The organism is Rosistilla ulvae, assembly GCF_007741475.1.
Lineage (GTDB): Bacteria > Planctomycetota > Planctomycetia > Pirellulales > Pirellulaceae > Rosistilla > Rosistilla ulvae.
The window spans coordinates 3,922,979-3,937,643 of record NZ_CP036261.1; the positions used below are offsets into that span (position 1 = coordinate 3,922,979).

Below are 14,665 nucleotides of genomic sequence, written 5' to 3' on the forward strand. Positions count from 1 at the left end.
GTCTATTCTCGGTGTTCAATGTTGTCGATGATCATAAATCATCGACGGATGTTTTTGGCGATTCTGAACGGGATATCTAACGATTTTGCGAACAAATTGCGGCTCTTTGCGCTCCGGCCAGCTTTCCGTTCCAGTGTGCCCTAGCCACTCGCGGCATTATGCATGCCATCGGCACCTAGTAAAGGAATGCAAATCTGGCAAACACGCCGTCCAGCAGCAGATTCATCGAATTGGGAGAATATGCGCCTTCGTGAGCGCTGTCAACGAACATCGATCGGTCGGACACGTCGAACCAATTTGTTAGTTCATATCCGCACGCTAGTTCGATGTGATCACAACGCCAAGAGATTCCCGCGGCCGCTTCGATTGCAGGTAAGGCTTGTTCATACCGATCCGTTACGTCGACAATCGTGTCGGCACCATTCAGATTTGTTTCCAGGAGATGATTTTCAAACTTCCCGTAAGCAATCGTTCCAGCACCGCGAGCGAACAAACTCACACCATACGATAGACGCCACTGCGCCAACGCACCCAATCGAACTCCAAAACCGTCAACGCTTCCTCTGTTGAACACTTGTGCATTGGTGAAATCGTCGCCATCGTAATCTATTCGCAAATCTTGATCGATCGACGCCCATCGCAAGCCACCCAAAAACTGAATTGCCGCCACGCGATTTATCAAAAACCAGCGACTCAGTTCAAGGTCGAAGACATCGTAATCGAGATTAGCAAATGCGCTGGCGGTGCGCGCCTCTTCATTCTCGTTGGGATGACTGCGAGTCGCCCACATATTCCCGCCTCCCGGCGCTGCCGCGGAACTTGCGGCATCGATGCCGAAGTGGGTGTATCGAAATCCGATCTCCCATCCAACTGCGGTCGTGTAGTGCAGCCCCGCACGAATCCCCGAATCGCTTCCAAACGAGACATTGTGGACGTCGCCAGCACCTACAGCTCGCGTGCTATCGTCGGTTGTTATCGCGTAATCGAGTCCGCGGCGCCGAACGGTCCAGTTCAAGTAATCAACGCTCGCATTCCAACCGGTCCGCGACAACGAACTGCTTGGGACACGAGGGCGTTTTGGTTGGTAGCGAACCGAACTTTCCGCTTCCTCCGCCGCCAGTCGCTGGCTCAGGCTTTCGACCTTCTGATCAAGTTGTTCCACGCGCTGCAGATGCTGCTGCCAAAGTCCGCCGTCTTCGACACCAAGAATGCCTGCCTCGAACGGCTGCCCTGAATCGGCGTTGCAGAAGCTAACAGAAACCAACCCTAGACAAATGCTTGCCCAAACCTTCATCTCGAACCTCCGTGCCCCGTCAACTATCTAGCGCGTTGCTCTCGTAGCTGCCATCCGAAGGGACGTTGTTACTGGAGCAATCAATACATGTGTGTTTGATTCACGCGCGAAAAATGAACCGCCCAATCAATCGTTTCCGATCGGTAGAGCATCGATACCGCGATAGCTCCCTTTCGAATCGGGCTTTGACTGGCAAGAACCGACCGACATTCTGCTATCGCGATATTCCTCGTATCGCGTGACTGGAACGTTGGCGTGTACCTAAATTGGGTGAATCGCACCGTAACCGTCGTCTCACCGACCAATTGAGTAACCAATTCGTTGCAACCTGACGCCCTAGATTCGGTTCCATCCGTTTAGATGACCGTTCTGTTCTGCTCGTTGTCTAGTGTGAACGAGCAACCTACCACTCAACAACGAGCGCGCACCGGTCTGCGTGAAGAGAAGATTTGAGCCCGTGACTGGGAGATTCACCAGATCTCGTCGCCCGTTTGTTTTTCGATCCGAAGATCGACGAAGAATAGAGAGGAAGCAGCCGGTGCAAAGGTTTACTAAGTCTCTACTTTCATAGGCAATTGAGCAACAGCCGTGATATCCATGCCGACGCCTTGAAGCCTGACGGCTCGCATTGGTAATTACGCCATCGACGCACTCGATGCGCAACGGGGCGACGCAAGGGAGACGTTGGAAAACATCACCCTACGACAACAGCGTTCACCAACGCTCCCCAAGGGCCCGCCCAGAGAGCGGACTCAGGGGGCACTTTCGATCGGCCGCCGTTGGCGTTTCTACATCGAGAGTCATCGACGAAGGCTTATCTAGCCTTCGAAGCGTTCGGCTCCGTCGTCTTCGATTTGCGTGAAGTTGCTTTTGACGACTTGTCGCACCTTCCGCTCGCGGACCTCTTGTTGCAGTCGCGCGATCGCTTCGGCAATGGGCATCGCCCCCAGATCGCCATCGATGCGATCGCGGAGGGCGACGTGTCCGGCTTCGGCTTCCTGCGGCCCAACGACGGCCATGTAAGGAACCAGTTCCAGTTGGGCGTCGCGGATCTTTGCTTGGACCTTGCTGTTCTTCAGATCGACAGTCGTCTTCAAACCGGCTTCTTCCATCTGCTTGGCTACCGCGATCGCGTATTCGGTCGACTTCTCGCTGAGCGGTAAGATGCGGACCTGTTCGGGAGCCAGCCACAATGGGAAGGCGCCGGCGAAATGTTCGATCAACATCCCAACAAAACGTTCCAGCGAACCGAATGGCGCCCGGTGGATCATCACAGGGCGGTGAGCCGCGTTGTCGGCACCGACGTATTCCAGCTTGAATCGTTCGGGGAGGTTGTAGTCGAGTTGAACCGTTCCCAATTGCCACGAACGCCCGATGCAGTCGCGGACCATAAAGTCGGCTTTGGGACCGTAGAAGGCTGCTTCGCCTGGCTGTTCGCCATACGAAAGCCCCGAATCTTGAAGCACTCCGCGGAGTGCCGATTCGGCGCGGTCCCAGTTCTCTTGCGAGCCGACGTATTTGTCGCTGTTTGGATCACGCAGCGACAACTGGACTTGGTAATCATCCAGGCCAACGCTCTCGAGGACAAACTTGGTCAGTTCGATCGTCGCGCGGAACTCTTCTTCGACCTGGTCGCCGGTGCAGAAGATGTGCGCATCGTCTTGGGTCAACCCGCGGACGCGCAACATGCCGTTGAGTTCGCCGGTTTGTTCGTGACGGTAGACGGTTCCAAATTCGAACAATCGCAACGGCAGTTGGCGGTAGCTGCGCTGTTGAGCTTTGAAGATGTGGGCGTGGTGCGGGCAATTCATCGGCTTGACCAAATACCGCTCGTTTGCGGTCTGCCAACCGTGAATCCAACTCTTCTTATCGTCTGCCGATGCCGAGGGTTTGTAGCCGTCGAAGTTGACACCCAAGACCTCCGCAGCGGCGATCAGCTTGTCTTCATCGTCTTTGGAGATCGATCCCGATTCCAGACGCTGGGTCATCGCGTCCAGCAAACTGCCCGCTTCGGAAGCATACAGCGGCGGGAACTGCGAATCACGGTAGTAAGGGAAGTGACCGCTGGTTTCGTACAGTTCGACGCGTCCCAAGTGTGGGCTGTAGACAGGATCGTATCCGCGTCCTAACAATTCCTTTCGCAGGAAGTCCTCCAGCGTCACGCGGACGCGAGCCCCCTTGGGCAACCACAGGCAGAGTCCCGAACCAACTTCCGGGTTGAGGGCAAACAGGCCATGTTTTTTGCCAAGCACGCGATGGTCGCGGCGGCGAGCTTCTTCCAATTGCTCCAGGTAAGCCGCCAATTCCTTCTTGTCGAAGAACGCGGTGCCGTACAGACGTTGCAGCTGCCGCCCGGAAGAATCGCCTTTCCAATAGGCTCCCGCGACGCTCAGCAGCTTGATCGCTTTGATCTTGCCGGCGTTGGGGATGTGGGGGCCGCGGCAGAGGTCGACAAATTCGCCTTGGCGGTAGAAGCTGACCGATTCCTCGGCGCTCAGGCCGGTCTCGATATGTTCGACTTTAAGGTCTTGGTTAAGGTCGCGGCACAGATCGACAGCTTCATCGCGGGTCAGCATGAAGCGTTCGAACGGTTCGCCCTGTTTGATGATCGCCTTCATCTCCTTCTCGATCGCCGCGAAATCATCTTCGCTGATCTTATGTTCGAGATCGAAGTCGTAATAGAAGCCGCCCGAGGTGGTCGGGCCGAAGGCGAGCGAAACACCTTTGTACAGACGCATCACAGCGCGGGCCATGATGTGGGCACAGGAGTGGCGAAGAACATCCAGGGCGGTGCGATCGCGATTGGTCAGCAGCGTCAGCGGGATCTCCGCTTCGTCGGACAATTCGCTCAACGGGCGAAAGGCATCGACGACTTTGCCGTTGATTTCGGCGGCGACGACGGCGCGAGCCAGCCCGTCGCTGATCCCCTTGGCGACATCCAATGCCGTAGTGTTTTCGGGGTGTTCTTGAACAGTTCCATCGGGCAGTTTGACACAAATATTCGCCACAACGCTTTCCTCCGCGCAGTTTCCCTAGATCGAATGACGCCGAAACAAAGGGCGTCGCTATCGGTAAAGTGTCCAGAACCGGCCGACCACGTCAAGCGACGTAGCCAAATCTTAGGAATCGACCGATGCCGACCAAGGGGAATGATGGTCTTTCGCTAGGAAAGTTCGCGCCAAGCGGTTTTTCGATCCCCGGGAACACCCGGACGCCTACGCGCCGAGACGGGAAATTCGCAACGGACCGCCTGCTTCCACAGCCGTCCGCAGCGAGAAAACCGCGATTTACAGGGCACTGCTACTTTTGATCACTGGCAATAACAACGCCATCACGACAAACAGGACCACGCCGGCGAGGACCAGCAACATCACCGGTTCGAGCAGCCGGACAAACAGGTCTAAGCGGCGGAACGTCCGTTTTTCCAAGCCGTCAGCGATTTGGATCAATACGTTGTCCAGCGTGTTGGATTCCTCGGCGACGCGGATCATCTCCGTCACCGTGGCGGGAAAGTGACCGCTGGAGGCCAGCGGCGAGGAGAGCGTTTCGCCCGATTGAACACTTTCGGCTGCGTCGGCCACGGCGATTCCAAGCACGCGATTGCCCGCGGCGGCGCGGCTGATCTCCAGCGAACGCAAGATCGGCACGCCGTTGGTCAACAGCGTTCCCAAGACCCGGCAGAACCTTGCGACGGCGAGACTCAAGAGGATACCGCCGACGATCGGCAGTTTGATCTTCACTCGGTCGGCCCACATTTGGCCCGCTTCGGTCGCCAGTTGCATCTTCAAAAAGAAGCCTCCAGCGATCAGGCCGGCTAACAGAAACAGACCGTACGATTGCAACAGTTCGCTGAACGCCAACAGCGTCGTCGTCGCCAACGGCAGCTGGCCTTTGGCTTCCAAGCGAGCGAACAGTTCGCCAAACTTGGGGACAAAGAAGACCAACAGGATCGTGACGACCACGGTGCCGACGACCGACAGGAAGATCGGATAAGCCAACGCGCTGGCGGTGCGTCCTTTGAGGTCTTCCTGCAGTTCGGTGAATTCGCCGACGCGGTCCAAGGCATCTTCCAAGAAGCCGCCTTCCATTCCGGCGCGGACCATGTTGATCCCCATCGAACTGAAGACGCGCGGGTAACGCGCCAAAGCTTCGCCCAACGGTTCGCCATCCTCGACGCGGGTCTTGATATCTTGGAGGACTTCTTTGAGCGTGTTGTTCGATGCTTGTTCGGATAACAACGTCAACGACCGGATCATCGGTACGCCGCTGCGCAACAACGAACCCAGTTGCGCGTAGAAGATGGCCATCGTTTGACCGTTGACGCGGCCGTTGCCTCCCAGCAACTGCATCGCCGACTGTTCCTTGACCTCTTTGACGTCGACGGGGAACAGATTCTTGCCGGCCAATTGAGCGGAGACTTCACGCTCCGAAGCCGCGGTCAAGGTTCCGGTCACGCGTTGGCCATCCATCGACCGCGCGGTGTAAGCAAATTCAGCCATAGGTTCGGTTACTTAATTTGATCGCTTTTGGTCACTCGAAGCACTTCATCGACGCTCGTATTGCCAGCGATCGTCTTCTCCCAGGCGTCGTGACGCAGCGAATGCATGCCGTCGGCCAACGCCGCCCGTTTGATCTCCCACGAACTGACCCGGTCGTGCGCCAACTGACGCACCTGTTCGGTCGTGACCATCAATTCGTAGATACCCATCCGCCCCATGTAACCGACGTTGCGGCATTCGCGGCAGCCGACGGGGCGATAGAGCGCTTTGTCGTCCAATTTATCCCAAGGGAAATCGGCCGGCATGTCGTCTTTTTCGGGATCGAACGGTTCCTTGCAGTGCGGGCACAGCCGTCGCAACAGCCGCTGGGCCATCACGGCTTCGACGGTACTAGCGACCAGGAACGGTTCGACTCCCATGTCGACCATACGCGTATAAGCTCCCGCGGCGTCGTTGGTGTGCAGAGTGCTGAAGACCAAGTGGCCGGTCAGCGATGCTTGGATCGCGTTTTCCGCCGTTTCAAAGTCGCGAATTTCGCCGACCAGCACGACGTCGGGGTCGTGCCGGAGGATCGAACGCAACGATGCGGCAAACGTCAGTCCGATCTTGGGATGGACCTGGATCTGGTTGATTCCATCCAACTGATACTCGACGGGATCTTCGGTCGTGATGATCTTGTTGTCGGGGCTGTTGATCTCCAGCAGACTGCTGTAGAGCGTCGTCGTTTTACCACTACCCGTCGGTCCGGTTACGAGGATGATGCCGTGCGGCAGACGGATCAGTTTGCGGAACTGTTCGTAGGTGTGAGCGCTCATCCCCAGACCCTGGAGATCGAAGACCATCGATCCCTTGTCGAGGATACGCATCACCAAGCCCTCGCCGTGGATCATCGGGATCACACTCAAACGGACATCGATCTCGCGGCGTTGGACCCGCAGCTTGATGCGACCGTCTTGAGGGAGCCGCTTTTCGGCGATGTTCAATCTCGCCATGATCTTCAAGCGGCTGATGATCGCCGCTTGGAAGCGATTTATCTCGGGCGGAACCGGTTGCGGATGCAGGATGCCGTCGATCCGGTAGCGAATTTTGATCCCCGAGGATTGCGATTCGATGTGCACGTCGCTCGCCCGCGATTCGATCGCTTCGACGAGGATCTCGTTAACAAGCCGCACAACCGACGCCTCTTGGGCTTGTTCGGAAAGTTCGCTTCCGTCGGTCTCGATATCCTCGAGCAGTTCGACTCCGTCGGCATCCTCTTTGGCGGCCAGCAGACCATCGACTGTTTCGCTGCCGACGCCCAAGTGTTTCTTGATCAGCCGAAGGATCTCGTTGTGTTCGGCAACGACCGGGATCACGCTCTTGCCCGTCGACGCGCTGACTTCGTCCAGCGGGTAGAGATCCAAGGGGTCCGACGTGGCAACGATCAGCGATCCGTCACGCTGTCCCAGCGGGAACAAGGTTTGGCGGTGGATCAGTTTTTGCGAGAAGCCTTCCAGGGCGTCGAGATCGACATCGACTTCGCGGAGGTCGACAAAGTCGAGCCCGACCTCTTCGGCCAAAGCTTGCAAAGCGGCCCGTTCGTCGACGTATCCCAGTTGGACGGCGGACGAGATCACGTTGGGCGCATCGCTCGCGCGGCTGTGACGCAGTTGATCCTCGTCCAGCAGTCCGCGTCGAACCAAGATCTCGCCAGCTTCCATAATCATGATCAATATCCTGTCACCTTGTGGGCCGCAGAGCCCGCCTGAATTATCACTCCCATCGACGCCGACGCGTGTTGCATCGAACGCCCAATGGTTTGCAGAACGCAGTCGATCCGGAACTATCGGCCGCCGCGACCACCGCGTCCGCCACCGCCGCCTCCTGTTCCTCCACCACGTCCGCCTCTGTCACCCCGTCCACCGGTCGCTCCGCCACCGAAGGCACCGCGGCTGCGTAGTTGTTCAAAAATCGCAGCTCGCCGCGCCGCCGTGGCCGCTTCGTCGCTGGCGCTGCTGGAGGATGAACTTCCGTTGGACGAACTGCTGGTCGTTGACGAAGTTCCCGATGTCGTGCTGCCTGTTGTCGCTTGAGCCCCCAAAACCTTGGTCAACGCTTCTTGGACGATCTTGGGATTCACGCCGCCACCAATCGACACGACTTCCACTCGCTCTTCGCTGTTGGGGCCGCGGATGTCGAGACTGGAGATCAGTTCGCTGACCTGTTGGTAATGTTGAGGCGTACCTTTCAAGATAACGATGTTGTTCTTCGCATCAACGGCGAGACTCATTTTCATCTCCGTCGGTTCCTGTCCTCCGCCGCCACCACCTCCGCCGCGACCGCCACGTCCACCGCCAGCGGATCGCAAGGCGTTGACGATGTCTTGCGGCGAGGGCTGCTTGGCACCACCGCCACCGGCGGCTTGTTCCATCTGGTCGCTGAAGACGCTTTTGCAGACGTTGACGATATCGTTGACGTCTTGATATTGCACGGGAATTAAATAGGTCTTGCCGGTGGTCTGCACCGCCTCGGGACTCTGTTCGCGATCGATGACGCTCAACAGATCCTCGACCAATTGCAGGTCGGATCCATTGGCTTGCACGATCAAAGCGTTCAGTCGCGGGTCGGCGACGATGCTGACCGTGCCGGAAGTGGTGAAGATCGGGCCCGATTCATCGCCTCCTCCTCCGCCACCGCCAAGTCCCAGCAAGCCGCCCAACATTCCGCCGCCGAGTTCACCCAACATGCTGCCTGCCATGTCGGTCAGGCCGCCGCCACCGCCACCGCCGCTGCCGCCGGTCCCGCTGAGAATGTTGTTCAGCAGCGCCGATGCCTCTTCGGCTTTGGAATACTTCAGCCAGAAAACTGTCGGCGTGTCGCTAGCCCCGGCCGATTGGTCAGCCAACGCCCGAAACAGCTCTTCAAATTGGTCCAACGCCTGAACATCGTCCGATGCGATGATCATCCCGCCGGGCGTCAGTGAGATCACGATCTCGGCGCCGGCGGAATCGTCGGACTTTTCACTTTCGTTTGCATCGCTTTCGCCGGCCCGCGTAATTTGCGTGAAGATCGTTCGCCGCGTGTTGTGGCTGGTCAGCGGTCCGTCGCGATCGACGGATTCATCGAAGTCTCGCGAATCGGAATCTTCAGAATCTTGGCCGGGGGTGTCGTGACGTTCGATCCGTCGCTCGGGAACCGCAGCCTTCTCCGACTTCGAAGGGGTCGAAAATCGGATCTTGTTTTTACGGCCGGTCGCTTGCCAGATCAGCTCCAACTGCTCGAGCGTATTTTCAGCCGATCGACCGGAGAATGGCAACAAGCGGACGCGATCGTCCAACAGTCCCGCCTCGGTGCTTCCTTCCATCTGTTGGATCAGCTCGCGAACCGTTTGGATCTGGTCGGGCGTTCCTTTGACCCACAGCTTGCTGGAGACCGGGTCGCCGTCGACGGTTGGCCCCTTGCCGGCACCATCGCCACCGCCGGCGAAGAACTTGTTGATCGTCAGGACCGCCGACTGCGGATCGAGGCGGTTGAGTTGAATGACTTCGAAACCGGTCCCTTTGCCCTCGAGCATCTCGATCGTGTCTTTGACCAGTTTCTGTTCGTCGGGGCGAGCCCACAGGATGATCGATCCGGTGTTCGGTTCGACACTCATCCGCACCTCGGGCAAGCCAGCCAACAGTGTCGACAAGACGTTAAACGCCGTGTCGGTTGCAACGGTGCTCAGCGGGTAGCGTTGCAGGCTTGGCGGCGCCGGTGGCTCGACAGCTTCTTGCCCGTCGATCGACATCGGTTTGTCGACAAGTTCGACGATCGCGCGGAACTGTGATAGCTTCGACGGTTCGCCCGCGGCGAATAGATTTGCGCCAAACAGATCGGTCGCGATCTGAATCCCTTCGGCCGAGTTCTCGTCGCCCAGTCCCATCAATTGCCGCGCGACAGCGAGGACTTCGTCGGGCGTACGATGGTTCAACGCGATCGCGACGACGTCGCCGGCGATTCCGCCGGGGCCGTTGGCTTGTCGCAACGCTTCGCGGATCGCTTTCAATTTATCGACGGTCTCGACGACGATCGCCTGACGCGACGATTCGAGCACGATCACCGAACCCCAGGGACCGATCAATTGGCTCAATTCCTCTTGGGCCGTCGTCGGCGAAACGCCTCCCAACGGCAGGATGCAGCGGACGATGTCCGATCCGCTGCGCTGGTCCAATTGGTCCGCGGTGACCGATTCGGCCAGTTCGCGGATCAGCTTCGGAGCAAGTTCGGATTCCAGATCGACGACGATCAACAGCCGCCCGCGGCGGACCAGGGCGTAGCCTTTGTCCAACAGCATCCGGTTGATTAGATCGATCGCTTCGTTGGGAGAATACGACCGCGTCGGATCGATAAAGCTGAGCGTTCCGGGGGGCGGTTGGTCGAGCTGCAGCTGCAGATCGGCCTCTTCAGAGAGCCACTGCAGCACATCGCCCCAAGGTTGGCCCGAAAAATTGAATCGCAATTGGACGTCAGCCGACTTTTCCGCCACGGGAGCCCCAGCCGCTTGAGCGACAGCCGCTCGCAACGCCTTGTCCTGCTGAGGTTCGGCTGCGGCAGCCGCTGGTTTTTCAGCAGCCAGCGGTATGGCGGCCGGTTGTTGAGCGGCCGGTTGTTCGGCAGCAGCTTGCCCCGCTTCCGCTTGATCGGCAGCGGAAGTCGCAGCAGGGGCAGCGTCGTCGGTTGGCTCTTGTCCCACCGCAGGAGTGGCTAGTAGCAGCAGAATCGAGGCGGCGCGGAGGTGCCGGGGGACAAATCGAGGCATATACGAAGCTTTCATCGAATGATCGGCAGGTCACGGGAGTGTGAAAGGAGGTTGTTGCTATCGTAATCGCCTAGCGGAATTCAGACATAGCTTCCGCCGTTTTCAGGCGAAATCTGGTCGGCAAGGCGCTCCGAACCTCGATTTAACCCCGATAAAGCGTCGGAGTTCCGTAGGAAATCGAAGTGGTCCGTGTTCGAGGGACCACGCCCTCAATCAGAGCAGGCCGTCGCGGTGGAGGAGCTCGGCCAGGCGGCGGGCGCCGCGGGGATTCAGGTGCATATGGTCCGAAAAGGCTTCGTTTTCAGTGAATGCAGCCGAATAATCGGCGATCGGACGCCCCAGTTCCTGCTGCAGCCAGTCGATCCATTCGGGCAGTTCCGGGATGATCTGCAGATACCGCGGGTGAAAAGGGCCGACAAATAACACGACTTCGATCTCTTCCTGATCGGCGAACTGCAACACTTGTCGAGCGGCGTCGACGTGCAGCTGAGAATACAGAATCGGCTCGGCACCGTAGCTGAGCATCTTGTCGATCTGCGGCTTGGTCGCATCGTTGGGCATGATCCAGTTCTGGTCGTCACCGCGAAGATAGAACAGGCTGCGGATCGCAAATTCGCCGTTAAACCGATACAGGTGCGAAAACTGCGACGCCCGAAACTCCTCCGGGCGATACGCCGCCATCGTTTCGCACAACATCGGCGATTGAAACATGTAGGCGGTAAAGCGTTCCAACGCTCCGACTTCGTCCTCGCGACTGACGCAGCTGATCTCGAACAGTAACCGCTTGGGAGCCGGATGCCGCTGCAAATAATCGTGCCAGAGCGCCGGCATGGCGACGACCGGCAAGGCGTTAAAGCTGAGATTCACCGTCGGTTGGCCCGTGATCTCCGCGATCGCTGGCGGATGCAACATGTGCAGCCCACGCGAATTTCCCAACGCGACGATCTCGCCGGGCAGATCGCCACGGTACAGCTGAGAGTATCGAAACTGAGTCGACATCACGGCGCGATCGATCGCCCGGGCACCGATCCGATCCCCGGCGATCACGAGCGCCGCGAACGCGAGAATCGCCAGTCCGATCCGCCGAGCGGTTTTGGTTGGAAGGTCGACGTTCAACATTAGAACTGAAAGTAAATGAACTGCTTGCCGTCAAAGGTGCCCCACAGCGCGAGCGACCACAATAAGCATGCATAATACACGGCGCGGGCGGCGGGGATGCGGAGAAACAGTTGCGCCCAGCGGATGAACTGCGACGCGATTTCAAAACCGGCCAAGATGCTGACCAGACCACAGGCCTTCAGCAGCGGAATCCGGTTTTGCAGCGTCGAGGGACTGAGCCCATCGAGCGAGGCGATTTGGGCGAGGATCTGCACCGCTTGATCGAAGCTGCCGCTGCGGAAGAAGACCCAGGTGATGCAGAGCGCGGTGAACATCATCGCAGACTTGGCGGCATCGATTCCTAGTCGCTGCAGCCAGGCTGCCGAAAAGGTTTCGCAATCGGCAATCCGCGTCGACGGCGGCCCCAGGAACGAAATCCAGATCCGGTGAGCGATCAGCAGCGCCGCGTGGATCGCTCCCCAAATGACGAAGTTCCAACTGGCTCCATGCCACAATCCTCCCAACAGCATCGTGATCGCGAGGTTGCGGTAGGTCTTCCAAGCTCCGCGGCGACTGCCTCCCAGCGGGATGTAAACGTAGTCGCGAAGCCAGGTCGACAGCGTGATGTGCCAGCGATGCCAGAAATCGGCCGGCGATGTGGCGAGGTAGGGCGTGCGGAAGTTTTCGGGCAGCCGGATTCCCAACATCCTTGCAGTGCCGATCGCGATGTCGGAATAACCCGAGAAATCGCAATAGACCTGGAACGCGTAGAGGACCACGATCATGGCGGTATTGAGGCTGGAAAAGCCCTCGGGATCGCGGAACATCGGGTCGACGACGGTGCCGATCGAATCGGCGATCACGATCTTCTTGAAGAAGCCCTGGAGGACGCGGCCGAAGCCACTCTCGAAGTCTTCCCACGCGAAGCGCCGGTCGGTTTCCAGCTGCGGAAAAAACTCGCCCGCTCTCACGATCGGCCCGGCGACCAACTGAGGGAAGAAGCCGACAAAGGTTGCAAAACGCAGGAAGTCTCGTTGCGGCGGGATTTGCTTGCGATAGACGTCGATCGAATAGCTGAGCGTTTGAAACGTGTAGAACGAGATTCCCGCCGGCAGGATCAGGTTTAACGTCGGCCAGTCGAGCGACCAGTTCAGTGGCGCGACCAGCTGTTGCAGACTGTCGGCGAAGAAGTTGAAGTATTTGAATGTTGCGAGGATGCCGAGATTGCTGACGATGCTGAGGCTCAACAGCAGCCGCCGCCGCGATGGCGAATCGGTTTTCCCGAGCGCGAGGCCAACGGTAAAGTCGACGACCGACGAGAGGATCAGCAAGCCGAGAAACCGGGCGTCCCACCATCCGTAAAACAGGTAGCTGCCGGCAAGGCAGAACGCGATCCGCCCCCGGCCACGAAGCGTCCAATAGATCGCTAAGAAGCAAGGTAAGAAGATCAGGAAGGCGAAACTGTTAAATAACACGCTGGCTGAAGTCGAGAAGCATCGAAGGTATCGCCCGCTGGCGGCAGGTCGGTGGTGTCTTATCCTAGCTAAAACCGCGTCCAGCGATACCGAAGAATTCGCTGGATCATGTCGACCCGGCGAGCGACTTGAGCGATTCGTAGCCGCGTTCAGCGAGTGCCAACAGTCGTGGCGAATAAACTTTTCGGCAACGTCCAATCTGGACTAGATCACCATGAAACCGCGATTTAAATTCGCGTGGACCATAGGAACGATTCGGATCTCCGGCACCGCCAAAGTCGTAGTATCGCAGCCCGCGATCGTGAGCCCACTGAATCTCGTCCCAAACGATACAAGCAAACGGATGTAAGCTTCGCGGCCGGTTGGTGCCGCCATACCAAGCGAAATATCGATCGTTCCAGGCCAGACTGATCGTGCCCGCGACGTCGTGGCCACGGAAACTTGCCACGCGAACCTGCAGCACGTCTCCCAATTCTTGTTGCACGGCCAGGAACAGATCGATGTTGGGGCAGGGAACGATCGCCCGTCGCAAGCTTTGAAGAATCTGCGCGTAGGCGCGCCGTTGTAGCTCGGGAGAATTGCCGACTTCGATTGTGACACCACGGTTCAGCGATCGGCGAATGTTGCCGCGCATCTGTTTCCCGATGTTGTTCCACAGTTGCTGCTTGCTTTGCGTCAGATCGATCACGTAATTTAGAAACGCTCGCGGTTGGTATGCCGCCGACGCCAAAGTCGGACAATCGACCACTGCGGCTCGCAACGAGCGGATCTCGGTATATAGAGTCGACTTGCAAACACTCGCGTCGTGTTTCGCCAATAACTGCTCGGCTGCGACTGACGCCTGAGGGTGCGCACCGCACAACGGTTCGGCAAACATCACGGCGCGGGATGTTAGGGCGCGGGCGAGCGTCGAAATCGCGTCGATTCGAACCGGTGCGATCATCGCCAGGATTTGACCGTGTGCGTCTTGAGCCGCGATCGCTAGCGATTGGTATCGACGCGATTGGTCGAAGGCGCGACACATTCCCGCGGTGTGAAAGACCGAACCGTCGGGGTGAGCATGAACAAACGCATCCCATTCGCTCGGGGCGTCCGAGGGGTAAATGATTCGGTATCGAAGCGAAGGTGTCTTAATCGGATGCACTTAAACGTCCCGGAAGAAAACTGCAAGCGCAGGACGAGAGCTCGACATCCGCCCAATACGAGTCACTGCAAAGCCGCCCAACACGAAGCAATGAGGCGAAATCGAAGCCTAATCGGCTTCGAAATCAGCGCCGCCACCGCCGTCCCTAACGCCCCCTCCCGGAGGTGGCACTTTGGCCCAAGTGGTTAGCCTAGGTAAGATGGTGGTCTAATCTGGTGTCGGTGTCCAGCAACTTTTCAATAACTTGCCGCAAAACCAGGGAATCGAATGAAGCGATCGTGTCGATCGTTCCGATTCAGCTGAAAGCAAGGGCAACAGGAAACGACGGCCCAGGTGGGCTCTATTAAATCATTTGAGTCGGATCGCCAGCGCGGT

At 58.2% G+C, this 14,665-nt stretch carries 8 protein-coding genes; all 8 read right to left on the bottom strand.

Annotated features, from left to right (window positions below; all coding sequences use genetic code 11):
* Positions 1-175: 175 nt before the first annotated feature.
* The 8 genes from EC9_RS13840 to EC9_RS13875 all read right to left on the bottom strand — a co-directional run bounded on the left by EC9_RS13840 (position 176) and on the right by EC9_RS13875 (position 14,290).
* Positions 176-1,294 (bottom strand): Lpg1974 family pore-forming outer membrane protein, encoded by a 1,119-nt coding sequence (locus EC9_RS13840; RefSeq protein WP_145346114.1) that lies wholly within the window; start codon positions 1,292-1,294, stop codon positions 176-178.
* Positions 1,295-2,112: 818 nt separating this feature from the next.
* Positions 2,113-4,302: a threonine--tRNA ligase gene (gene thrS / locus EC9_RS13845; RefSeq protein ID WP_145121662.1), complete on the bottom strand. Its 2,190-nt coding sequence runs from the start codon at positions 4,300-4,302 to the stop codon at positions 2,113-2,115.
* A gap of 279 nt (positions 4,303-4,581) precedes the next feature.
* A complete protein-coding gene (locus EC9_RS13850; protein WP_145121660.1) occupies positions 4,582-5,793 on the bottom strand; it encodes a type II secretion system F family protein in 1,212 nt (403 codons plus the stop codon).
* A gap of 8 nt (positions 5,794-5,801) precedes the next feature.
* Positions 5,802-7,499: a GspE/PulE family protein gene (locus EC9_RS13855; RefSeq protein WP_145289459.1), complete on the bottom strand. Its 1,698-nt coding sequence runs from the start codon at positions 7,497-7,499 to the stop codon at positions 5,802-5,804.
* A 116-nt stretch (positions 7,500-7,615) separates the two neighbouring features.
* A complete protein-coding gene (locus EC9_RS13860; protein WP_145346116.1) occupies positions 7,616-10,588 on the bottom strand; it encodes a secretin N-terminal domain-containing protein in 2,973 nt (990 codons plus the stop codon).
* Positions 10,589-10,786: 198 nt separating this feature from the next.
* Positions 10,787-11,692, bottom strand: a complete 906-nt coding sequence (locus tag EC9_RS13865) for a hypothetical protein (RefSeq protein ID WP_145346118.1) — start codon at positions 11,690-11,692, stop codon at positions 10,787-10,789.
* Positions 11,692-13,146, bottom strand: a complete 1,455-nt coding sequence (locus tag EC9_RS13870; RefSeq protein WP_145346120.1) for an MBOAT family O-acyltransferase — start codon at positions 13,144-13,146, stop codon at positions 11,692-11,694. Before EC9_RS13870 ends, EC9_RS13865 begins: the two co-directional genes overlap by 1 nt.
* 106 nt (positions 13,147-13,252) lie before the next feature.
* Complete coding sequence (locus EC9_RS13875) at positions 13,253-14,290, bottom strand: lipid II:glycine glycyltransferase FemX (RefSeq protein ID WP_145346122.1); 1,038 nt, start codon at positions 14,288-14,290, stop codon at positions 13,253-13,255.
* Positions 14,291-14,665: the final 375 nt, after the last annotated feature.

Excerpts from the sequence above, each read along its gene's own strand:
- EC9_RS13865 (WP_145346118.1), bottom strand. The coding sequence starts at position 11,692 with ATGTTGAACGTCGACCTTCCAACCAAAACCGCTCGGCGGATCGGACTG.
- EC9_RS13850 (WP_145121660.1), bottom strand. The coding sequence starts at position 5,793 with ATGGCTGAATTTGCTTACACCGCGCGGTCGATGGATGGCCAACGCGTG.
- EC9_RS13840 (WP_145346114.1), bottom strand. The coding sequence starts at position 1,294 with ATGAAGGTTTGGGCAAGCATTTGTCTAGGGTTGGTTTCTGTTAGCTTC.
- EC9_RS13855 (WP_145289459.1), bottom strand. The coding sequence starts at position 7,499 with ATGATTATGGAAGCTGGCGAGATCTTGGTTCGACGCGGACTGCTGGAC.
- EC9_RS13860 (WP_145346116.1), bottom strand. The coding sequence starts at position 10,588 with ATGAAAGCTTCGTATATGCCTCGATTTGTCCCCCGGCACCTCCGCGCC.